Here is a 23232-nt window from a genome sequence, read left to right as displayed (position 1 = left end):
AAAATCCAACTCACATTGGAATTTGGAATTTAAAATTTGGAATTTAAAAAAAAACAGAAAAATATGCTGTACTACTTATTCGAATATTTTGATAAAACATTGGACATTCCTGGAACAGGAGTTTTCCAGTACATCACATTTAGGTCAGCTTTGGCATTTATGCTTTCGTTGCTTTTGTCTACTATCTATGGTAAAAGAGTAATTAACTTTTTACGCCGTCAGCAAGTTGGAGAAACAGTGCGTGAGCTAGGTCTTGCGGGTCAGAACGAGAAAGCGGGTACGCCAACAATGGGTGGGCTTATCATCATTTTTGCGACTCTTTTGCCTGTTTTATTATTTGCTAGACTGCACAACATCTACATTGTTTTGCTGATTGTAACGACCTTATGGATGGGAACAATTGGTTTTGTTGACGATTATATCAAAATATTCAAAAAAGATAAGCAAGGTTTAAAAGGAATTTTTAAAGTTATTGGTCAAGTTGGTCTTGGAATCATCGTTGGTGCAGTGCTTTATTTTAATCCTGCAGTTACAGTAAGAACTGATACTGGTCGTGCAGATATTTTTAAGACCGCTACAAATTCAACAGTGATTATGCCCGCAGGTGTTGAAGAAAAATCTACGGCAACAACAATTCCTTTCGTAAAAAACAACGAATTTGATTATGCTGAAGTATTGTCTTTTATGGGCGATGGATATGAGAAATGGGCGTGGTTAATATTTATTCCAGTTGTAATTTTCATTATTACAGCAGTGTCAAATGGAGCGAATCTAACAGACGGAATTGATGGTCTCGCAGCCGGAACCTCTGCGATATCCGTCCTCGCGCTCGGAATATTTACGTTCGTTTCTGGTAATATCATTTTTTCGAACTATCTGAATATTATGTATATCCCAAATTCGGGAGAAATGACGGTCTTTATTTCTGCTTTTGTTGGAGCGCTTATCGGATTTCTTTGGTACAATTCTTATCCCGCATCGGTTTTTATGGGAGATACTGGAAGTTTGACTATTGGTGGAATTATCGCAGTATTGGCAATTGCAGTTCGTAAAGAAATATTAATTGTTTTGTTCTGCGGAATTTTCTTAGCAGAAAGTGCTTCAGTAATTATTCAGGTGACTTATTTTAAATATACGAAAAAGCGTTTTGGCGAAGGTCGAAGGATTTTCCTGATGTCGCCTTTGCATCATCATTATCAGAAAAAGGGATATCACGAAAGTAAAATCGTAACCCGTTTCTGGATTGTTGCCGTAATGTTAGCGATTTTATCAATCATAACCTTAAAATTAAGATAGAGCTCAATTAAAAATTAGAAATTAAAAATTAAAAATTAGAAATTAAAAATTAAAAATTTTTAAGAATGAAGGAGAATGTTATTCAGGATAAATCATTTCAATTTGCAGTTAGAATTGTGAATTTATACAAATATTTATCTGAGAATAAAAAGGAGTTTGTGTTGAGTAAACAGGTTTTGAGATCTGGAACTTCAATTGGAGCAAATATCGAAGAATCAATTGGAGGGCGATCAGATAAAGAGTTCTTATTTAAGCTTGAGATTTCTTATAAAGAAGCAAGAGAAACTATTTATTGGTTGAAATTATTAAAAGCTACAGATTATATTTCTGTAAGTGAATTTGAAAGTATACATATTGAAGCAGAAGAAATCTGTAAAATATTGGCGAAAATTATAATAACCTTAAAAGGGAAAGTCAATTAAGGTCTAATGTTAGATTTTTAATTTTTAATTCTCAATTTTTAATTGTGTAAAGTATGAGGTTAGTAGTTTTAGGTGGAGGAGAAAGCGGAGTAGGAACCGCGATCCTCGGTAAGAAACAAGGATATGAAGTTTTTGTTTCTGATTTCGGAAAAATAAAAGAGAGTTACAAAGAAGTTCTTATCATTAATAAAATTGCTTGGGAAGAAGAACAGCATACAGAAGATTTGATTCTGAATGCGGATGTGGTAATGAAGAGCCCAGGAATTCCAGAAAAGTCTCCGATAGTAAAAAAGTTGATTGCGGCGGGAGTAAAAGTGATTTCGGAAATTGAATTTGCGATTCCTTATACAGATGCAATGACGATTGGGATTACGGGAAGCAACGGTAAAACTACTACCACAATGCTGACACATCATTTGCTGAAATATGCAGGGTTGAATGTCGGATTGGGAGGGAATATCGGAAAGAGTTTCGCCTGGCAGGTAGCAGAAAATAAATATGATGCTTACGTTTTGGAATTGAGCAGTTTTCAATTGGACGGAATTATAGATTACAGGCCAGATATTGCAATTATAACCAATATAAGTCCGGATCACTTAGATCGATATGAATATAAATATGAAAATTATATTAATTCGAAGTTCCGAATAACAATGAACCAGACTGAAAATGACTATCTCATTTACGATGCAGATGATGAAGCAAGTACAGAATGGTTAAAAAAGAACAAAACAAAAGCGAAATTAATTCCTTTTTCATTGACGAAAAAATTTGATGAAGGGGCTTCTATAAATAACAACAAAATGGAAATAAAGATCAACCAAGAAGAGTTTACAATGGATACAGAACACATTGCGTTAGAAGGAAAACATAATATGAAAAATGCAATGGCAGCAAGCTCTGTGGCGAAATTGATGCAAATTAGAAATGCAACAATCCGCGAAAGTTTATCTAATTTCCAAGGTGTTGAGCACCGTTTAGAAAAAGTATTAAAAATACAAAACGTTCAATATATCAATGATTCAAAAGCTACAAATGTAAATGCGACTTTCTTTGCTTTAGACAGTATGAATGTTCCAACCGTTTGGATTGTAGGAGGTGTAGACAAAGGAAATGATTACAACGAATTGATGTCATTAGTTCGCGAAAAAGTAAAAGCAATTATTTGTCTTGGTGTAGATAATCGTAAAATTATCGATGCTTTCGGAAACGTTGTGGATATCATGGTTGAAGTAAATAATATGAACGATGCAGTAAAAACTGCTCAAAGATTAACAGAAAAAGGTGATGCCGTTTTATTGTCTCCAGCTTGCGCAAGTTTCGATTTATTCGAAAACTACGAAGATCGTGGAAAACAATTTAAACAAGCGGTGCATAATTTATAATTTTAGATTTCTGATTTTAGATTTTAGATTGATTGCTAGACTTTAAGATCACAAACAAGTTCTTTTGGGTATGACGACGAATGAAATGAAGATGAGAACTAAGAAGTTTTCTTTGATAATAATTGATTTAGCTGAAAAGCTTCCGAATACAAATGTAATCAGATCAATTACAAGTCAAATAGTAAGAAGCGGAACATCAGTCGGAGCAAATTATCGGGCAGTATGCAGAGCGAGAAGTGATAAAGAATTTGTTGCTAAAATGAATATAGTTTTGGAAGAAGCTGACGAAACTTTATTCTGGATTGAAATTATAAAAGAAAAAATGTGGCTTGCCAAAGAAGAATTGGAAATCGCTTTGAAAGAAGCAAACGAATTAACAGCAATTTTTGTAAGCAGTCTAAAGACAGTAAACAACAGAATCAATAAATAAAAAAATCAAAACCGAAGGTTTTAAAATAATCTAAAATCTAAAATCAGAAATCTAAAATATGAAAGAACTAGTAAACAAATTAAAAGGAGATAGAGTAATATGGTCATTCGTGGCTTTATTGGCTTTGTTTTCGTTTATGCCTGTTTTTAGTGCGAGTAGTAATTTGGCTTATATCGGGCATGGAACTGGGAATACATTAGGATATTTGGTAAAGCACCTGGCACATATCTGTATTGGTTTTCTAATCATTTATTGGGTGCACCGAGTGCCATATCATTATTTTAGAGCGATTTCAAAAATTGCGCTTCCAGTGGTTTGGATTTTATTGGTCTATACACTTTTAAAAGGAACCGTCATTGCAGGAGCAAATGCGAGCCGTTGGATTCAGGTTCCTTTTATCGGAATCACATTCCAGACTTCGACATTGGCATCTATCGTTTTGTTTATTTATGTGGCACGTTATTTATCCAAAACTAAAGAAGAAAATGAGCCTTTTCAGACTTCATTGATTCAGCTTTGGGTTCCCGTATTTATAACATTGGCGTTGATATTGCCAGCGAACTTTTCGACCACAGCGTTGATTTTTTCAATGGTTTTGATGCTGACATTTATTGGAAAATATCCATTAAAATATCTTGCTTTTATTGTGGGTTCAGGAATTGCGATGTTGGCATTTTTCCTTTTGGTGGCAAAAGCTTTTCCAGATTCAAGATTTTTCAGCAGGGTTTCAACTTGGGAAAGTCGTATTATGAACTTTACTACAGACAAACCAGATGAAGATGATTATCAGATTGAAAAAGCAAAAATTGCCATTGCCTCTGGAAAATTAGGAGGATTGGGACCAGGAAAAAGTGTACAGAAGAATTTTTTACCGCAATCTTCTTCCGATTTTATTTATGCCATTATTGTAGAAGAATATGGTTTGGTTGGTGGTGTAGCGATAGTGGTTTTGTATTTGTTGCTTTTATTCCGATTTGTAGTTGCTTCTCATAAAGCGCCTACTTTATTCGGGAAATTAGTCGTCGTCGGGGTCGGGTTTCCGATGATATTCCAAGCAATGATTAATATGGCGGTTGCAGTAGAGTTATTGCCCGTTACAGGACAAACGCTTCCATTGATAAGTAGTGGAGGAAGTTCCATCTGGATGACTTGCCTTGGACTTGGAATTATCATTAGCGTGACTAAAAAAGAGGATGAAATCGCTGAAGAAAAATTAGAAAAAGAAAAGCGAAAAGAAGCTTTACAGCGATTGATTGATAAAGAATTGGCAGAAGATGATGTGATTCCTCAAGAGATATATGATGAAGAACCAGCTTATTCGATAGAAGATAATTCAAGAAACCCAATGAATGCGGTTTTAAACAAATAATTAAAAAGAGAATAAATTTTAAAACGTTGTAATTTTTGAAAGAGATGACAAAGTATAAATTCATACTTAGCGGAGGAGGAACAGGAGGGCATATCTATCCTGCGATTGCAATTGCAAACGAATTAAAATTACAATTTCCTGATGCGGAATTTCTTTTTGTAGGCGCCAAAGATAAAATGGAAATGCAGAAAGTGCCACAAGCAGGTTATGAAATAAAAGGTCTTTGGATTGCAGGTTTACAGCGAAAACTGACTTTACAGAATATGATGTTTCCTCTTAAACTGGCAAGCAGTTTATTGGAATCAAAAAGAATAATTAAAAAGTTTAAGCCAAATGTAGTAATCGGAACGGGAGGTTTTGCTAGCGGACCTTTGTTGCAAGCGGCTGGTTCTGCAGGAATTCCCACAGTGGTTCAAGAGCAGAATTCTTATCCAGGAATTACAAACAAATTGTTGAGCAAAAAAGCAAATGCAATTTGTGTGGCGTATCAAAATTTAGAGCGCTTTTTTCCAAAAGAGAAAATCGTTTTGACGGGAAATCCAGTGCGTCAGGATTTAATTGACATTGAAAGCAAACGTGAAGAAGCGATTGCATTCTACGGTTTAGATCCGAATAAGAAAACGCTATTGGTTCTTGGAGGAAGTTTAGGAGCGAGAAGAATCAATCAGCTAATAGAAAAAGAACTGCAAAATTTTCTTTCTCAAGACGTACAGGTAATCTGGCAATGTGGGAAACTATATTTTGAAGATTATAAAAAGCACAATCAGCCAAATGTAAAAGTGGTCGATTTTATTGAAAGAATGGATTTTGTTTACGCAGCGGCAGATGTCATAATTTCACGCGCAGGAGCTTCTTCAGTGTCAGAATTGTGCATTGTTGGAAAACCAGTGATTTTTATTCCGTCGCCTAATGTAGCTGAGGATCACCAGACTAAAAATGCGCAAGCAATTGTTGATGAAAAAGGCGCGATTTTGTTGAAAGAATCTGAGCTTGATAGTCAGTTTAGCATTGTTTTTGAAGCGTTGCTGAAAGATTTTGGAAAACAGAAACAATTAAGCGATAATATAAAAAAACTAGCTCGTCCAGATGCTACAAAGCAAATTGTAGAGCAGATAAAAAAGTTGTTATAATATAATTTTTAAGGAAAATTATACAACATCAAAAATAAATTTGAACGCTATTTTAGGCAATTTAGGTCTTTTGGTAGCGAAAAAACATAAAGGTTTAATAGCTAGTTTTTTACTAAAACAAAGAATTGGTAAAGATCTGAAAAACAGTAATTAAAAATGAATTTAAATCAAATACAAAACGTTTATTTTATTGGTATCGGAGGAATCGGAATGAGTGCTCTGGCTCGTTATTTCAAGTTTATTGGAAAACAAGTTTCAGGCTACGATAAAACACCTTCGATGCTGACTAATGAATTGATTGAAAGTGGTATAGATATTCATTTTGAAGATAATATCAATTTAATTCCAACTGATTATTATGTGGAGAATACATTGGTGATTTACACGCCAGCGGTTCCGAAAACACATTCAGAGTGGAATTATTTTATTGAAAGACATTACGAGGTTAAAAAACGTGCAGAAGTTCTTGGAATTATAAGTAAAGATACTTTCTGTTTTGCAGTTGCAGGAACGCACGGAAAAACGACAACATCAAGTATTTTGGGACATATTCTGTTCCAAAGTGGTGCAGATGTTACGGCTTTTATTGGCGGAATTGTAGAAAATTACAATTCAAATCTTATCGGAAGCGGTAAAACGGTAACGGTTGTAGAAGCAGATGAATTTGACAGATCGTTTCTGCATTTGCGTCCAGATATTGCTTGTGTAACTTCTATGGATGCCGATCATTTGGATATCTACGGAACTAGCGATGCAATTCAAGATTCATTTAGAGAATTTGCTTCTAAAGTTGAAGATAAAAATAATCTTTTTATAACCAAAGAATTGCCTTTAGATGGAGTTCAATGTGCTATAAATGAAGATGCTGTATATAAGGCGTATAATGTTCGAATAGAAGATGGGGCTTATGTTTTTGATGTTCAAACGCCATCAGAAATTATAAAAGATCTGCGTTTTGGATTGCCCGGCAAACACAATTTAATGAATGGATTGATGGCTATTGCAATGGCTAAAACCTATGGCACCCCAACCGATTCTATTGCAAAAGCCATTGCTTCATTCAGCGGGATCAGAAGACGTTTTTCGTATCAGATTAAGACTGAAAAATTAGTATATATTGATGATTATGCACATCATCCAACAGAAATAAATGCTGTTCATCAAGCAGTTAGAGAGTTATATCGAGGGCGTAAAGTTTTGGCGATTTTCCAACCGCATTTGTTTAGCAGAACGAGAGATTTTGTGGACGGGTTTGCTGAAAGCTTATCGCAGTTTGATGAAGTGTTTTTGATGGATATTTACCCTGCAAGAGAGCTTCCGATGGAAGGTGTTACTTCTGAATGGCTTTTGGGTAAAATGACCAATACGAACAAAAAAATTGTTGCAAAAGAAGATTTATTAGGTGCAATTAAAGCCAGTGATGCACCTATTATTGTAACAATTGGAGCTGGTGATCTGGGAGAGATGGTTCCGTCAATTAAAAAGATTTTAAATGAAAGTATTTAATTGGGCAAATATTAGATTAGTACTTATTTTCGGACTGGTTTTGTTTCTATATTCTTTCGCTCAACATCGAAATGGAGATCGAAAACTGAAAAAATCTATGGTCGTTTTTGTAGGAGAAAATACGCTTTTTGTGAAGCCAGAAACGGTTAATAAATTGTTGATAGAAAATAAAAGAGACGCTTCCAGTATTAGAAAAGATGAACTAGATTTGAATAAGATAGAGAAAACCCTTGATACGCAAGACATGATTGAGAAGTCAAATGTTTTTGTAAGTATCGATGGAGTTCTAAAAGCAGTAGTAAAACAGAAGACGCCCATAGCAAGAGTTTATGACGGCGGCGCTTCTTTTTATATTGACTATGAGGGTGATAAAATGCCTTTGTCAGACAATTTCACTGCACGAGTTCCTCTTGTTTCAGGGGCAATAAATGAAAAAAATAACGAAGATTTAGCAGCTTTATTTCGCACAATTTATGACGATGCGTTTTTGAAAAAAAACATCATTGCTATAGAGATTATGCCGAATGGAAGCTTAAAAATGTTTAATCGTAACTATGATTACTTCATAGATTTTGGAAGAACGATGAATGTTGATAAGAAATTTAGAAACTATAAAGCGTTTTTTCAAAAAGCAGTTTTAGATAGTTCGTTATACAAATACAAAAAAATTGACCTTAGGTTTACGGAACAAGTAGTTTGCACTAAATAATAGAAAATGGAAAAAGATAACATTGCAGTAGGTCTAGATATTGGAACAACCAAAATCGTTGCCATGATCGGCAAAAAAAATGAATATGGTAAGTTGGAGATTTTGGGCATTGGTAAATCCAAAAGTTTGGGTGTTGCCAGAGGAGTAGTAAACAACATTACGCAGACGATTCAGTCTATACAGCAGGCTATAATCGAAGCAGAAAATAATTCTGGATATAAAATTAAAGATGTGGTTGTGGGTATTGCCGGACAGCACATCAGAAGTATTCAGCATACAGATTACATCAGCAGAAATAATCCGGAAGAAGTAATCGGCGAAAAAGATATTCAGCTTTTAATCGATCAGGTTAATAAACTGGCTATGCTTCCAGGAGAAGAAATTATTCACGTTTTACCGCAAGAATTTAAAATTGACGGACAATCTGAAATCAAAGAACCAATTGGTATGTATGGTGGAAGATTGGAGTCTAGTTTTCACGTGGTAGTTGGACAAGCTTCTTCAATAAGAAATGTGGGAAGATGTATTCAGAGTTCAGGAATTGAATTGTCTGGATTAACGTTAGAACCATTAGCTTCTGCAGATGCTGTTTTAAGTCAGGAAGAAAAAGAAGCTGGTGTTGCGCTTATTGATATTGGAGGCGGAACAACAGATTTGGCTATTTTCAAAGATGGTATTATTCGCCATACTGCCGTAATTCCGTTTGGAGGAAATGTAATTACAGACGATATTAAGGAAGGCTGTTCGATTATCGAAAAACAGGCAGAGCTTTTAAAAGTAAAATTCGGATCGGCTTGGCCAGGAGAAAATAAAGATAACGAGATTGTTTCGATTCCAGGTTTAAGAGGAAGAGAACCAAAAGAAATTTCGCTTAAAAACTTATCTAAAATTATCCATGCGAGAGTAGTGGAAATTGTAGAACAGGTTTTTGCAGAAATCAAAGCATACGGACACGAAGATCCTCGTAAAAAACTAATCGCAGGAATTGTTTTAACAGGTGGTGGCGCACAGCTGCAGCACATTAAACAATTGGTCGAATATATTACAGGAATGGATACTAGAATTGGTTATCCAAACGAGCATTTGGCAGGTAACTCTAGTGAAGAAATCTCTAGTCCGTTATTTGCAACTGCAGTAGGATTAGTAATGAACAGTATCGAAAATAGTTCGCAAAGTGCCGTTAGAATGGAATTGGTTCAAGAACAGCCAAAAGTGGTTTATAGAACGGCTCCGCCAGTGCAGCGATACGAAGTTGAAGAAAACTACGTTGAGAAAGTAGAAACTATTGAAGATACTAGAGAAGCGGTAAGCCAAAAGGTATCTAACGAATCTACAGAAACAAAAATAAGAAGATCATTTTTTGATCGATATGTCGACAAAATCAAAGAATTTTTAGACAACGCAGAATAAATTAGAATAAAAAGAGAAGGATTACTTTCTGGCCCCAAGTCATGAAGTAAAAAATGTACTTAATAAGAATTTCAAAAAACCAAAAAGATGATGAGCAACTCAGAATTTGGAAGTATTTCATTTGATTTACCAAAAAATCAATCAAATGTAATCAAAGTAATAGGTGTAGGTGGAGGCGGAAGTAACGCAATTAACCACATGTTCAAACAAGGTATTAAAGGCGTAGATTTTATCGTTTGTAATACCGATTCGCAAGCGCTTCAAAATAGTTCAGTACCTAATAAGATTCAGTTAGGAGTTAATTTAACAGAAGGACTAGGAGCGGGAGCAAACCCAGACGTAGGACAGCAGTCAGCTATCGAAAGTATTTCAGATATTGAAAAAATGTTGGATAGAAATACTAAGATGGTATTTATTACAGCTGGTATGGGTGGAGGAACTGGAACTGGTGCAGCTCCGGTAATTGCTCAATTGGCTAAAGAAAGAGAAATATTAACAGTTGGTATCGTGACCATTCCGTTTCAATTTGAAGGGAAAGTGCGTCAGGAGCAGGCAATTCTTGGAATCGAAAAATTGCGTAAGCAAGTCGATTCTTTAATTGTAATCAACAACAATAAATTAAGAGAAGTATACGGAAATCTTGGTTTTAAAGCAGGATTCTCTAAAGCGGATGAAGTTTTGGCAACAGCCTCTAGAGGTATTGCCGAAGTAATTACGCACCACTATACTCAAAATATCGATTTACGTGATGCAAAAACTGTTTTGTCAAACAGTGGAACTGCGATCATGGGATCTTCTGTAGCAGAAGGTGAAAACAGAGCAAAAGAAGCGATTGTTTCGGCTTTAGATTCTCCGTTGCTAAACGACAATAAAATTACGGGTGCCAAAAACGTATTGTTGCTTATCGTTTCTGGAGCTCACGAGATTACTCTTGACGAAATTGGAGAAATCAACGATCACATTCAAGCAGAAGCAGGTTACAATGCCAATATCATCATGGGGGTTGGTGAAGACGAAACTTTAGGTGAAGCTATTGCTGTAACTATTATTGCTACAGGTTTTGATGTAGAACAGCAAAACGAAATTGTAAATACAGAACCAAAGAAAATCATTCATACGTTAGAGGATGAGCAGAGAAGTGTTCATAATTTAACAAACAGACCACTTACATCTTTTGATTTAACAACGGATACTCCTACGGCAAAAGTAGAAGATAAAGTTGTTTTCGAATTGGTAGATGAAGATGAAACATTTACACCGACTCCAACTCCTGTACAGGCTGTTGCTCCAGCTATCAATCAGGAAGAGTTAGTGGTAATGTCTGAGTTTATCAAAAACTTAGATGTAACTTTCGAAATTGTTTCGCCAATTACAGATATTGATTTTACAATTTCAGCTCCTGAAACACCAATTCAGCAAATACAGCAGCCGCCAGTTCAGCAGCAAAGAGTTTTTGAAAGAGAAGAACAAACAACTTTCTCTTTTGATCTTCCTTTGTTCAAACAAGAGCCTGTAAAAAGAGAGCCAGTTGTTGAAGATAATAGAGTGTTGTTTGAATTGACAAATGAAACTCGCGAAATTAAAGTAAACGATCCAGTACAATTTGTGCCAGTAACTGAAGTTTCTGACAACGGCATAATCAAATATTCTCTAGAAGAATATATGGAAGTTGAAAATGATTTATTGGCTTCTAAACCAGTTGAAAAAGTAGTTGAAGATACTATTCCAGAGGAATTAAACATCACATTGAAGCCAAGAGTTGATTTTGCTAGCCAGCCAGATTTCTCTACAACTTCTGAAGTTTCTCCTTTAGAATTGACTATCGAAGAAACATTGCGTTTAAGAGCTGAAGAAAGAAGAAAGAAACTAAAAGAATTTAACTATAAATTCCATAATAATGTTTCTAGAATTGACGAGTTAGAAAAAGAACCTGCTTACAAAAGATTAGGAATAGATTTGTCTAATTCGCAATCTAACAATACAAATTCTAGAATTTCTGTTGGAACAGACAGTAACAACGATTTGCAATTACGTTCAAACAATTCATTTTTGCACGACAACGTAGATTAATTTTAGAATCATAATATTGGGTAACCCGAAAATTGGATTTAATTTTCGGGTTATTTTTTTTATCTTCGCACAGAATTTCAAAATTTGACTTATTTACTAAACTTTTTAAGTTAATTCTTTTGTCAGTTCGAGCCCTTCGGCTTCGCTCAGGATAAACAAGTCGAGAACAAATTTCAAATTAACATATCAATTAATGGGCTTTGGCTTATTTTAAATAAAACATAAACATGAGTTTACAAACACAAATCATGGACGAAATTAAAAACGCCATGAAAGCAAAAGATACTGTAGCTTTAGAAGCATTAAGAGCTGTGAAATCAGAATTATTATTGGCTTCGACTGCTTCAGGATCTAAAGAAGATTTATCTGAAGAAGACGAAATTAAATTACTTCAGAGATTGGTTAAAACTCGTAAAGAGAGCGCAAGAATCTTTACAGAGCAAAACCGTCCAGATTTAGCTGAACCAGAATTGGCTCAAGTTGCTGTAATCGAGAAGTTTTTACCGGCTCAATTAAGCGAAGAAGAAGTAGAAGCTGTAATCGCAAAAATCATTGCTGAAACAGGAGCTTCTGGAATTGCTTCAATGGGTAAAGTAATGGGATTAGCATCTGCTCAATTAGGTGGAACTGCTGAAGGAAAAACCATTTCGACAATTGTGAAAAAACTGTTGTCTTAAAAATTCCAATAAATAAATTCCAAATTCCAAATTTGGATCACTCAATATAAAACTCCAAATTCCAAGCTTAAAATTGGAATTTGGAATTTAAAAAATTGAAGATTTAAAAATCTTGACCTCGTAGTTCAACTGGATAGAATATCAGATTTCGGCTCTGAGGGTTGGGGGTTCGAACCCCTCCGGGGTCACTATAAAAAATTAAAGCCTGAGAATGTAAATTCTCAGGCTTTTTTTTAGCTGTTATGAGTAGGTAGTTTTTATTCTAGATTTTTCCAACCTGAAACATTTTTAGATCTTAATTGAAGTAAAGCATATAAAAGTATTACTCCTGCTAATCCAAAAAGAGATGTAATTATTTCTACCCCAACATATAAATTAAGCAGAAAGGTTAAAATACTAATTGTGAAAGTTCCCCAAAAAGCCCATTTTTTCCATTTAAAAAGGAAAAATGTAAACAACAAATCTAGTATTGTAAAGATGATATAAAAATAATTTAATTTTTCGCTAAGATCGATTAAATCATTATTCGGGTTTGAATCTAAAATTGTTTTCAAAGTATAGAAATCGGCTATTAGAAATATTGAGAGTAAAATGGTAAGTATTATATTTCTTGTTTTAGAATTTTCTATATCGTTTTGATTTATAGTAATCATTTATTTCTGTTTTCTGTTTGATTATTCCTCAAAGTATAAGTTACTAGATTTTTTATATTCTCATGCTTATTATTATACTTTTCATTCTCCAATTCAAAGTTCAATTTTTTCAATATTGATACAGAATTAATATTGTCAGAAGACGGAAAAGCAGTTATCATTTTGGCTTTTATTTGTTCAAAGGTATATTCTATAATTTTTTTGATTGCTTCGGTCATTATGCCTTTACCTTGAAATTCGCTCAACATTTCATATCCTATTTCTACAATTTCATTTTCAATATCAAAATTCCATAAACAGATTGAACCAATTAGATCGTTATTTCCTTTCTCTGTTATAACCCAATAAATGCATTCATTTTTAGCTACTAAATTTTGTATTTTAATGATGTATTCTTCTGCTTTTTTTAAGTTTGATGAATTCTCTCTTCCAACAAAAGCATTTACCATTGCATCAGAATGTAATTTATGAATTAAAACAACATCAGTGTTTTCAATATTTCTTAGTAGCAATCTTTCAGTAATTAGTTTAGGAAAATCTTTAAAATTCAATTCCATTCTATAATTTTTTTGGATTATTTTTTATGATAAATTTTGGCTTTTGCCTTAGATTAATTGGTGTAAATCTTTGAGAGCATGAGAATAGTAACGTCAAGTGTGGTATATATGTCTGACGTCAAAGTTTTTATTTTCAACAATAGAATTTTATTTCATAAATCACCAAACAGACTTAAATCAAACAATAGCATTTCCAGTTTTCACTTCTCCATCTCGTTTGTAATTGGCTAAAATTACTCCGGTTGAAGTAATGGTACTATCTGTCAAAATAAAAGATGACGGATTTGCATTATCATCAAAAAGCTTTTTTCCTTTTCCTAGCAATAAAGGATGAATTTTTAGTCGAAGTTCGTCAACCAAATCATTTTTTAATAAAAGATGAATAAGTTGGCTGCTGCCCCAAACGTGAATGTCCTTGCCTTCAGAATTTTTAAGCTTCTTTATTTCATCGAGGCTTTCGATAAAAATAGAATTTTCCCAATCTGATTTTTCTCGGGTTTTAGAAAGAACATATTTGTTTCCATCATTAATACTCGGCCAAAATTCGGCATGGTCAGGCCAGTAATTTTCCCAAATTTCAAATGTTTTTCTTCCCAAAAGATAATCTGCGGGCTGCAATTCTTTTTGTACAGCTTTATCATAGATTTCATCGCCATAAGGCACAGTCCATCCTCCAAATTTGAAACCTTGAGATTGGTCTTCTTCAGGTCCTCCAGGAGCTTGCATAACTCCATCTAATGACAACATCGATAAAACAATTATTTTTCTCATATCATAAAGGATTTAGTAGTTGTTTTTATAACTTCAATGTGACGAAATTCGAATCTTATTCGATCTACTTTTTAGAATTTCTAATGATGTAATAAACTGAAAATACAAACACCACAATATAGATAACTGCCAATGCAGGATTTTCAAATTTTAAACTTTGAAAATCAAATTGCTTAAATAAGACTACGCCCAAAATGATTGCGATAATCCAAAAAACAAATGTAATCGGTTTTTTATTTTCCATGATTTTAGTATTAATAGTTAATTAAAAATTTCGATTTAGTTATTTAAACTTTATCCTGTTCTGCTCTTAAAACATCAATAATATTCTCGTTCTTAAAGTTTTCCATAAACAAATGAACCAAAGGAGCAGTAGCACTTTTGGGATGTTTTTTTAGAAAACGGTTAAACTCCTGAATGTTCTCTGGATAAATGTAGCTTTCTTCTGTTGCTCGTTCTCTAGTTGGTGTATTATCCTGACCTATTAGATAATCCATTTGATAATTTTTGTATTCTTCTTTTACAGCTGGAATTAATTTCGAGTTCGGATATTTAGCCATAAAATTTTCCCAAGAAATGATTCTATCGCCCAAATCTTTAAAAGAGATAGCAAGCCCTGCATCTGCAGAATAAAGTGTTTTGTTTTCTTCACTCTTTAGTTGCAAATAGTCCTTATAATCGTCTGTCACATAATCTTTAAAAATCTTGTAATAGAAATCGGGTAGAGGCTCAATTTCAACATATCCTTCTCCAATTTCCCAATAACGCAATTGATGTTTCGAAAGGTTTTTGCCTAGAAGCTCTACTGCTTTTTTGTCGGCTTCGTCTTCATTGTAGAATTTATCTAATATTCCAGTTTCTTTTCCAGCTATTTGCTGTAATAAATTGCCGTTTTCTTCAAAATATTTTTCATATAATGCGTTTGCAGCTTCTTTATTAGGCAATGATTTTAATTGGAGCACAACTTCATTTTTCCTTTTGGTAAATAATTGAAGCAAGTCAGAATCTGATGGTGCTGTTTGTACAGAATTTTGAATTTTAGTACTGTCTTTCTTTACTTCTGTTTTGTCGGCAGCACTTTTATTCTCCGTTTGTTTGCAAGAAGAAAGTAAAATTAGAGCCGTAATTGTAATAATGGATTTTCTCATTTATAGATTAAATTTATAAGCTGCTTCAAAATGTTTTTTAAAATAATAAAGGACAAAAAAGATAAAAATCTTCGTTTGTCCTTTATTTTATACTACTGACTTTAAAGAAAGTTAAAACGAAGTTCGTTTAAATTCTTTCATTCCTTCAAATTCTTTATATTCTTGATATAGATCAATTCCAAGAATGCTCCATCTTTTAGTTCCTCCAACATGATACTGAAAAACACCTTTCTTTTCTGTTTTATTGATATCGATGTATAATGTCGACCATTCTGTTCCACTTAGAAAACCAGTTCTTCTAATTAATGCTGAGCGCACATTTTCGCCATCAGTAATTGCATTCAATTTAAATTTGCTGCACACATCATCTTCAAGAATAATGTCTGAAATAAACGTGTCACGATTTGAAGACTGCGTTTTTGTCTCTCTGTTTTCAAATTCAAATTTTTTATCTTTTTCTTCATTGTTCGGTCTCGTAACAAAAGATAAAGCAAAAAAAGAAAAAAGAATTGCAACAGGTAAGCCCACTTTTTGACGAATTTCTGCTGCTTTTTTTGCAGAAAAAACAAAGAGCCCTAAAAACAATGTAACGTTTAGTATTCCCCAGATTAACTGTATCATAAATTTAGTTTTGGTAAATCAAAAATACATTTTTATTTTAAAAAATAAGAGAATCCTTATTTTAATTGTTCGTCAATAATTACTGCGATATCTGTATTCGAATAATCAGACACTAAAAATCTTCCAGTTTTATCGACAATAATCTTTGTCGGTATTCTAACTGTTTTACAAAAAAATGCCCAATCTCAATAAAGACTGGGCAAAATGTTTTTGGAATGAATCGATTTATTTCTTCGAAAACAAATTCTCAACAACCCAAGCTGGGCCAATTAATAAAAACTGAAGATCTTTTAAGAAAGAAGGTTTTTTACCTTCAATATTATGACCGTAAAATTGTCCGATCCAAGCCAACGCAAAAACGCCAAGTGAGAAAATCCATAACGGAACAAATTGCGAGATGTAATAATTGACAATGAGACAGAGAATAGAAAAAATAGCAATTTTAATAGCCATCGAAATGGATAAACGTATGTAGAAAATAAGAACAAAAAGCAAAACGAGAAAAGCCCAGTTTTCAATTATAGGAGCGTTTAATTGAAGTGTATTAGAAATTATCGCACTCGGAATACTCATAAGTAAACCAACGATTGAAAAGTAAATTGCAGGTACACAAATATAATGTATCGCTTTGTTTTTAGGGTTCTGATGACTTACGGCATATTCTGCAAACCATTGGTCTAATGTTCTCATTTTTTGTGGTTTTAAGGTTAGTTGCGTAAATCTAATAAAATTTCTTTTAGGTTTTACCGTGCTGTATTTTCATTATTTCATCAACAATAGAAATCGCTTTTTCTAACGTAATTCCGTTTTCCTGATCTATTGTCAGCGGGTGATTTTCTTCAATCATTTTTATTTCAGGAATTAAGTCTAAGCCTTGTTCAATTGCCATTGATTTTAATGACAAAGTTTCGCCATAAGTGGGTACATTGGTCTGCATCCAGCCAAAATAAGGTTCCTGATTTACTCGGTTTGGATCTTCCCATAAATCCATTCGAAGACAGAAATTATCTTCGCTTATGGTAGTCCATACATTAAAAACCAAATCTTCGTGGTAATCTATAATCGGAATAGTTAATCTGCCACGATGAAAAAAATGTTCCTCATCGATATAACACCAACTTCCGCCGTATTCAATTCTTTGTTCTCTTTCTTCTGGGGGAATGGTAAAATAATAAGCAGGAAATTCACTGCCAAAGCACAATGGCATTTGGTCAAAAACTTCTCCGCAGCAAGAACATATATAAGTATACATTATTTAATATTTTAAAGAATTGGCTTTCTGACTGTACTGAAAAACATTATCCCATAATTCATCAATGGCAACAAGCGCGTCATCTAGCGGAATCACATTCCATTTTCCATCAGTTTCTGTTCCCAAACCGATGCTTTTTAGTTTTAATAAAGCATCGTTTACATCAAAATCCAAATCGGCATTTAATTTTGTTTTAAACCAAGATTCTATTTGATGGTCTAGTTCGTCGGCGGTTAAAGATTTTTCACTTTCGTGTAAAAAAGTATAAGCCAGAATGGTTTCTTTTAAAGCTTCTTCTTCAGAAGAATTTAGAAGAGAATAAAACGCACCGCTGTTGTTGCCGACATTCTTAAAATACAAACTGTCTGAAAGCGTTTTAGAATAGCGAATTTTTTTGTTTATGAAATTATTGTATTGGCGAAAGCAGTACGCTCCTAAGATTCCCAACGCAATTAAACCTTGATTTAAGGAAGTTTTACTGTTTAATAAATCGATGGTTTCGCCAGTTTGATACGCTTCATACATATTAATCAAAGCCGGAACCACTTTGGCACTTAATAATGAAAGTCCACCAAAAACACCGGGAACCCAAAGTAATAATTTATCCTTTAAAGACATTTTCGGAATGGCATTTGGAAAAACCGTTTCGAGATCGTTTTTAGGAACGCGCTTAAAAATTTTCAAAGCGATAGAACCTGGATCGATTGGCATTTTCCCTAATTTGACTTTCTTCTGCTTAAAGTAATCTGCTTCGCTGTAATTCAGGTAAATCAGAACTCGGTCGTAATATTCAATCTCGACTTCTTTAGTCCAGAAAAAGTACTTTTTGACTTTTTCTTTTGCTTTATGATGCCCGCGCGCGTAAAGTTCGTAATCTTTAAAAGCATTGAAATCGATAGAAAGATGCAGTCCGACCAAATCAGATTCATGGAAGGCTTCGTTTAATGCTTCTTGGTTGATTCTGTAATAATTGCCACGTTCCAAAACTTTCAGCAAAGTTTCCTTAAAAACAGGAAAATCGCTTTTATTGATAAACTGCTCGCGTTCTTTTTCGCTTAAATCTGGATCGTAGAGCGCGTAATGCTGTTTTAGATTTCGATTAAGATTAAAAGATTCGTAATGATAATAGTGTTCGATAATTTCGAACAGCTTCTTAAAATCAGTAACCTTTTTAGGATTTTCAGCAAAAGCAGCAATTTGCTGTTCCAGTAAAAATTCTTTGTTAAACGGAATATAATGCTCTCTAGTCATTTGGACTTTTATTTCGTGGCTTTTATGAGAAGCAAAAATACTCTTTGAAATTGATTATCGAAAAGTTTTTTTAACCGCTAAGCACGCAAAGAATTACGAAAAGTGCGCTAAGAATTTTTTATGCGAGGCTTACAAACTGCAAAAGTTCGCAAAGCTTTGTGGTAAAATAGTTTCCCGCAGATTTTGCAGATTAAGCAGATAAAAATAAAATCTGTTAGATCTGCTAAATCTGCGAGAGGAAAAACTTAGTGTTCTTTGCGGTTAGAAAAAATGTAAAAGTTCATTATCGACAAAGCTTTGCGAACTTAATATTTAGATATCGCTCACGCTCCAAAGAGAAAGACCTTAGCGTGCTTTGCGTTAAAAAAACTTTGCGAACTTTGCGTAAAACTTTGCGTCTTTGCGGTTAAATAAAAAACAAAAAAAAGTGAAATTTCCAATCGGTACCAGCGACTTGAAATTCCACTTTCTGTTCCAAAAAAAAAGTGACAAAAAATTAAGAAGTTCTCAACAAGAAAACTTTTTAGAAACAAAAATTATTCACTACAATATTACCACTAAATAAAATGGTGGCTATAGGTGTTTTTACCTGTTTTTGTAGATGATCAAAGAATTTTAGTAGTTGATTTGCAAATGCTATTGTACTACCGTTTTCTTTAGTTCGATTACGCCTTGAATGTATTTTATTAATTCTTGTCTAGTTACAGCAAAAGAAGCTTTTTCGGCTTCGGACTCTAAGTACAAATTGGCAATACTTTCTGCATCTAGATTTTGAGTGAAGTGATGATGTTCAGCGTATTGTATAAGATGATCGACAAAAAGTTCGCGTTGTTTTCCTTTTTCAACAGTTTCGTGATCGCCTTCTTTTATTTTTTCGATTACAGATTCTGGCAAATCGATAGTGAGGTACATACAGTCTACAGCGACTTTAGAAAGCAATTCTTTGGGGACTCTTCCCGTTGCGTCGCAATAGGCGCATGGTGCAGGAACCCATTTTAATTGTCGGTTTAAACGGCGAATATCATCCCAATCAACAAATCTTTTTCCAAGACATCTGGGGCATTTTATATTAGATCTTCTAAAGAAATTAAAAAGGGTCATTGGGTTTAATGGCTTAGTGGTTTGGTTAAGCGGCGAATTTAAATAATTAAGTAGGAAAAATTGCTTAGTTCGTCGTTTTTTTTAAGAAAAGAATTAACAAAATCGTGAATTTGGATAGTTTGAAAGAGGGATAGAAGTAGAAAAAATGGTTTGTGATCAACAGAATCACTGATGACTAAAATGAAATATTTTTTTGTTTAAACTAAAATTTGATATGGATATTAAATAAGAACGTTCTTGAAAATATACAAAAAATCTCACTTTATTTCCTGTAAATTTGATAGAAAAATTATTTAGAAAAATTTAATCTTTACATATGGAATATATAAAAACTTCAAAGCTTCAAAATTTTATTCGAATATTTTTGGGATTGTTTATGATAACAGCTGCCATCGGACATTTTACTTTTCAAAGAATAGATTTTCAAGCGCAGGTTCCCAATTGGGTTCCTTTAGACAAAGATTTGGTCGTGATACTTTCTGGAATTGTTGAAATTATTTTAGGCTTGGCAATGGTATTTTTAACCGAATATAAAGTGAAAGTAGGAATGGCGCTGGCACTATTTTACGTTCTAGTTTTTCCAGGAAATATAGCACAATACCTTAACGGAACTTCTGCTTTCGGACTAGACACTGATCAGGCGCGTTTGATACGATTGTTTTTTCAGCCTGTTTTGATTTTTCTGGCTTTATGGTCTACTGGGGCACTTGCTGTGTTGTTTAGAAGTAAAAAATGATGAGGATATTTTGATTTTTTGAAACTAAAAACTTTAAAGAATTTTAAATATCTTTGAATTATGAGCACAGCAACAAAACCAAAACACATTGGCAGAAATATTAGCCGAATTAGAGAGCTTAGAGGTATGAAACAAGAAGCACTAGCTATTGCCATTGGTGTTAGCCAGCAATCTGTTTCTAATATTGAAGGAAGCGAAACCATAGACGACGAAAAACTAAATGTAATCGCAGAAGTTTTAGGCGTTTCTGCAGAAGCGATTAAGAATTTTTCTGAGGAAGCTGTGTTCAACATAATTGGAAATACAGTTAACAATCATGATTATGCTTCTTTTTTCCAATATCAACCAACTTTTAATCCAATCGAAAAGTTGATTGAATCTTATGATGAAAATAAAAAGCTTTATGAGCGATTGTTAGAATCCGAAAAAGAGAAGATTTCTTATTTGGAAAAGTTGCTTAATGGGAAATAACGTTTTTACGATATCATAAAAATGGAAAAAAGAGACTTTTATGAAGTCTCTTTTTTTTGTATCCTGTTTTTAGCTTATGCGCGTCATTTTACAACTCCATAGAAAACAAAAAGCCTAATCAAAAAAGTTGAGCTTTTCAAAAATTATCTAATTGACCAATTATCTAATTATCAAATTATTTAATAAAATCTGATATTTCCTTCCCACAGGAATCATTTCGTTATTGCACATCGTTAATGTTTTTGAAGTGACACTCGCAATTTTTTCTGTATTTACAATATACGAACGATGTACTTGTACGAAATTAGCAGAATCAATTTCTGAGGCAATACTTGAGAGCGAACCGTAAATAATATGCGGTAAATTGAGTTTGGTGCTATACAGTTTCATGTAGTTGCCAAGGCTTTCGATATAAAGAATATCACAAAGAGGCATATCAATGTTTTGTCCGTTTAAGCGGTACGAAAAGATTTTAGCGTTGGTTGGAGCTTCTTTTTTCAGACTGTTTCCAGAAAAATAGGTTTTAGCTTTTTCAATCGCTTTGGCGAATTTATCAGGCGAAATCGGTTTTAAAAGATAGTCGATCGCATCGTTTTGATAGGCTGAAAGCGCATAGTCAGAATAAGCGGTTGTGACAATCGTGAGCGGTCGGTTGGGCTGGAGTTCCATTAATTCGACACCCGAAATTACGGGCATATTAATGTCTAGAAAAATAATGTCGTATTGGTTTTCGTTGAGCAATTTTATGGCTTCCATACCATTAAAAGCACTGCCAGAATGTTCTAGTTCGTCAAATTTAGAGATGTGCGAAATCAAGGCTTTATGCGCCGGCGATTCGTCATCAATTATCAGACAGCGGTAGGTAAGTGCCATATACTTAATTTTACGATAAACATGTTTTTCTCTTTTTTACAGCTTAAACTGTGTCTTAAACCGTACACTTCCAAACGTCTTTTTAAGTTTTCAATTCCGATTCCTGTGCTCGAAAGTCTTGATTCCGTATCGAGACAATTATTCTTTAAAGTAAAGCACAGACTTCGGCAACTTACTTTCAAATCCAGATTAATAAAAGGCTCTGAAGTTTCAGCAGAAAACTTTACCGCATTTTCTACCAAAGGCAAAAAGAACAAAGGCGGAATCTCGATTTGATCATGAACGCCTTCAATATTTTGTGTTACATTCAGTCTTTCGTTTCTAAACGTGTAATATTCAATATATTTTTTGATAAACGCAATTTCTTCCTGCATTAAAACATAATCTTTTTTAGAAGCTTCGATCTGATAACGCAGCATATCCGAAAGATTCAAAATTCGATCGGGAACTTTTTCGGGTTCTGCCAAAGCTTCTCCGTAAAGGTTGTTCATAGCATTTAATAAAAAATGGGGATTCAGCTGCTGTTTTAAAAATGAAAGTTCAGACTTGAAATTCATAATATCTTTATCAACCTGACTCATTTTTTTGGTGATAACGATATGCAGAAAATAAAAGAAACAGCCGTTTATGATAAGTGATACAATCTGTAGGGTTTTTAAATTTCCTAATCCGACAAGCGGGAAAAACCAATTCATAAAAAAGTAAAAACCAGTCCAATAGATTGCCAAAAGCGTGAAAAAGATTTTAAACTTTTTATGAAATAAAAACGGATTGATAATGCAGATGTTGAAAACCGTAATCCAGACAATACAAGGAAAATAGCCAACTGCAATTTTGCTGAGAATATAAGACCAGCTGTGTCCCTCGAGTTTTATTTCGTCATAAATACAGGCCAAAATGACCAAATAAACTAGTGCATTTACAATTAAGTTTCGTAGAAAAAAATTCTGGTAGATTTTTGCAATTGTCATAGCGGCAAAAATAATATAATCGCATAGTTTGTAAGCATTTATCAAGAATAATTTATACCAACGCCATTCGTATAAATCATACGCCATTGGTATAAAAGTACTGTTACAATAGGAGTTTGTGGTTTATTTTTGAACTAGCTTTTTAATAAAATAATAAAAATGTACCAGTTTAAAGAATTACAAGAAGCAGAGAGGATTGTGGAAATTTTTAAAACAAATATCCAGAAAGAATCGGATCGAGATTATGTTATAGCGGTTATGCAAAATCAGTTTCCTGAGTATCAAATTAATTTTGATCTGGAAGACTGCGATAAAATATTAAGAGTTGAAGGTGTTGATTTGCAATATGATACTGTTATGAATAAGGTCTGCGGTTTAGGTTATACTTGCGAACGCTTGGAATAATTTTATGCCTTTTGGTTT

26 protein-coding genes and 1 tRNA gene are annotated in these 23232 nt (G+C 33.7%); 15 read left to right on the top strand and 12 right to left on the bottom strand.

Annotated elements, in window-relative coordinates:
• The first annotated feature begins 63 nt into the window (after positions 1-63).
• The 12 genes from mraY (at position 64) to AC3E9W_RS13740 (ending at position 12592) form a co-directional block, all read left to right on the top strand.
• Entirely contained in the window at positions 64-1296 is a 1233-nt protein-coding gene (gene mraY / locus AC3E9W_RS13795) for a phospho-N-acetylmuramoyl-pentapeptide-transferase (RefSeq protein ID WP_306160859.1), read from the top strand.
• Between the two features lie 65 nt (positions 1297-1361).
• Positions 1362-1718 (top strand): four helix bundle protein, encoded by a 357-nt coding sequence (locus AC3E9W_RS13790; RefSeq protein WP_456893891.1) that lies wholly within the window; start codon positions 1362-1364, stop codon positions 1716-1718.
• Positions 1719-1771: 53 nt separating this feature from the next.
• On the top strand, positions 1772-3103 hold the full coding sequence (murD, locus tag AC3E9W_RS13785; RefSeq protein ID WP_488768792.1) for a UDP-N-acetylmuramoyl-L-alanine--D-glutamate ligase: 1332 nt from the start codon (positions 1772-1774) through the stop codon (positions 3101-3103).
• 70 nt (positions 3104-3173) lie between these two features.
• On the top strand, positions 3174-3533 hold the full coding sequence (locus tag AC3E9W_RS13780) for a four helix bundle protein (RefSeq protein WP_488768791.1): 360 nt from the start codon (positions 3174-3176) through the stop codon (positions 3531-3533).
• A gap of 58 nt (positions 3534-3591) precedes the next feature.
• Positions 3592-4902 (top strand): FtsW/RodA/SpoVE family cell cycle protein, encoded by a 1311-nt coding sequence (locus AC3E9W_RS13775; protein WP_306160853.1) that lies wholly within the window; start codon positions 3592-3594, stop codon positions 4900-4902.
• Between the two features lie 44 nt (positions 4903-4946).
• Positions 4947-6032 carry an undecaprenyldiphospho-muramoylpentapeptide beta-N-acetylglucosaminyltransferase gene (gene murG / locus AC3E9W_RS13770; protein ID WP_488768790.1) on the top strand — a complete coding sequence of 362 codons (1086 nt, stop codon included), beginning with the start codon at positions 4947-4949 and terminating at the stop codon, positions 6030-6032.
• 156 nt (positions 6033-6188) lie between these two features.
• A complete protein-coding gene (murC, locus tag AC3E9W_RS13765; protein WP_488768789.1) occupies positions 6189-7538 on the top strand; it encodes a UDP-N-acetylmuramate--L-alanine ligase in 1350 nt (449 codons plus the stop codon).
• On the top strand, positions 7525-8247 hold the full coding sequence (locus tag AC3E9W_RS13760; protein WP_306160847.1) for a cell division protein FtsQ/DivIB: 723 nt from the start codon (positions 7525-7527) through the stop codon (positions 8245-8247). The genes murC and AC3E9W_RS13760 overlap by 14 nt, the downstream gene beginning before the upstream one ends.
• A 6-nt stretch (positions 8248-8253) precedes the next feature.
• Positions 8254-9657: a cell division protein FtsA gene (ftsA, locus tag AC3E9W_RS13755; RefSeq protein WP_306160846.1), complete on the top strand. Its 1404-nt coding sequence runs from the start codon at positions 8254-8256 to the stop codon at positions 9655-9657.
• 87 nt (positions 9658-9744) lie between these two features.
• A complete protein-coding gene (gene ftsZ / locus AC3E9W_RS13750; protein ID WP_488768788.1) occupies positions 9745-11727 on the top strand; it encodes a cell division protein FtsZ in 1983 nt (660 codons plus the stop codon).
• A gap of 227 nt (positions 11728-11954) precedes the next feature.
• Positions 11955-12404 carry a GatB/YqeY domain-containing protein gene (locus AC3E9W_RS13745; RefSeq protein WP_223709795.1) on the top strand — a complete coding sequence of 150 codons (450 nt, stop codon included), beginning with the start codon at positions 11955-11957 and terminating at the stop codon, positions 12402-12404.
• A 114-nt stretch (positions 12405-12518) separates the two neighbouring features.
• Positions 12519-12592 (top strand) — tRNA-Arg (locus tag AC3E9W_RS13740).
• A gap of 69 nt (positions 12593-12661) precedes the next feature.
• Here AC3E9W_RS13740 and AC3E9W_RS13735 read toward each other — a convergent pair.
• The 10 genes from AC3E9W_RS13735 to AC3E9W_RS13690 form a co-directional block, all read right to left on the bottom strand.
• Positions 12662-13057: a hypothetical protein gene (locus tag AC3E9W_RS13735; RefSeq protein ID WP_488768787.1), complete on the bottom strand. Its 396-nt coding sequence runs from the start codon at positions 13055-13057 to the stop codon at positions 12662-12664.
• Positions 13054-13614 carry a GNAT family N-acetyltransferase gene (locus AC3E9W_RS13730; RefSeq protein ID WP_488768786.1) on the bottom strand — a complete coding sequence of 187 codons (561 nt, stop codon included), beginning with the start codon at positions 13612-13614 and terminating at the stop codon, positions 13054-13056. Before AC3E9W_RS13730 ends, AC3E9W_RS13735 begins: the two co-directional genes overlap by 4 nt.
• A 177-nt stretch (positions 13615-13791) precedes the next feature.
• Positions 13792-14385, bottom strand: coding sequence for a dihydrofolate reductase family protein (locus tag AC3E9W_RS13725; protein ID WP_488768784.1), 594 nt, complete (start codon positions 14383-14385; stop codon positions 13792-13794).
• Positions 14386-14449: 64 nt separating this feature from the next.
• On the bottom strand, positions 14450-14629 hold the full coding sequence (locus AC3E9W_RS13720) for a hypothetical protein (RefSeq protein WP_306160833.1): 180 nt from the start codon (positions 14627-14629) through the stop codon (positions 14450-14452).
• Positions 14630-14672: 43 nt separating this feature from the next.
• Positions 14673-15533, bottom strand: a complete 861-nt coding sequence (locus tag AC3E9W_RS13715) for a hypothetical protein (protein WP_488768783.1) — start codon at positions 15531-15533, stop codon at positions 14673-14675.
• A gap of 111 nt (positions 15534-15644) precedes the next feature.
• A complete protein-coding gene (locus AC3E9W_RS13710; RefSeq protein WP_306160829.1) occupies positions 15645-16154 on the bottom strand; it encodes a hypothetical protein in 510 nt (169 codons plus the stop codon).
• Between the two features lie 225 nt (positions 16155-16379).
• On the bottom strand, positions 16380-16844 hold the full coding sequence (locus AC3E9W_RS13705) for an Mpo1 family 2-hydroxy fatty acid dioxygenase (RefSeq protein WP_488768782.1): 465 nt from the start codon (positions 16842-16844) through the stop codon (positions 16380-16382).
• Positions 16845-16890: 46 nt separating this feature from the next.
• Positions 16891-17406, bottom strand: a complete 516-nt coding sequence (locus tag AC3E9W_RS13700) for a DUF2199 domain-containing protein (RefSeq protein WP_488768780.1) — start codon at positions 17404-17406, stop codon at positions 16891-16893.
• A 3-nt stretch (positions 17407-17409) separates the two neighbouring features.
• On the bottom strand, positions 17410-18657 hold the full coding sequence (locus AC3E9W_RS13695) for a TMEM143 family protein (RefSeq protein WP_488768779.1): 1248 nt from the start codon (positions 18655-18657) through the stop codon (positions 17410-17412).
• A 636-nt stretch (positions 18658-19293) separates the two neighbouring features.
• Complete coding sequence (locus tag AC3E9W_RS13690; RefSeq protein ID WP_456893906.1) at positions 19294-19758, bottom strand: hypothetical protein; 465 nt, start codon at positions 19756-19758, stop codon at positions 19294-19296.
• Between the two features lie 316 nt (positions 19759-20074).
• Between AC3E9W_RS13690 and AC3E9W_RS13685 the strand changes: the two genes are divergently transcribed.
• The gene (locus tag AC3E9W_RS13685) at positions 20075-20494 is read left to right on the top strand and encodes a DoxX family protein (RefSeq protein WP_488768778.1); all 420 of its coding nucleotides are present in this window, start codon (positions 20075-20077) and stop codon (positions 20492-20494) included.
• Positions 20495-20554: 60 nt separating this feature from the next.
• Positions 20555-20965: a helix-turn-helix domain-containing protein gene (locus tag AC3E9W_RS13680; RefSeq protein ID WP_488768777.1), complete on the top strand. Its 411-nt coding sequence runs from the start codon at positions 20555-20557 to the stop codon at positions 20963-20965.
• Positions 20966-21124: 159 nt separating this feature from the next.
• Here AC3E9W_RS13680 and AC3E9W_RS13675 read toward each other — a convergent pair whose 3' ends face one another.
• Positions 21125-21838: a LytR/AlgR family response regulator transcription factor gene (locus AC3E9W_RS13675; protein WP_488768776.1), complete on the bottom strand. Its 714-nt coding sequence runs from the start codon at positions 21836-21838 to the stop codon at positions 21125-21127.
• Positions 21814-22896, bottom strand: coding sequence for a sensor histidine kinase (locus tag AC3E9W_RS13670; RefSeq protein WP_488768775.1), 1083 nt, complete (start codon positions 22894-22896; stop codon positions 21814-21816). The genes AC3E9W_RS13675 and AC3E9W_RS13670 overlap by 25 nt, the downstream gene beginning before the upstream one ends.
• A gap of 72 nt (positions 22897-22968) precedes the next feature.
• On the opposite strand from AC3E9W_RS13670, the gene AC3E9W_RS13665 reads away from it, so the two are divergent.
• A complete protein-coding gene (locus AC3E9W_RS13665) occupies positions 22969-23214 on the top strand; it encodes a hypothetical protein (protein WP_306160810.1) in 246 nt (81 codons plus the stop codon).
• Positions 23215-23232: the final 18 nt, after the last annotated feature.

This window comes from Flavobacterium sp. 38, from assembly GCF_057799715.1.
The sequence above is the reverse complement of the archived record's forward strand: the minus strand, read 5'-3'. Positions and strand labels throughout refer to the sequence as shown.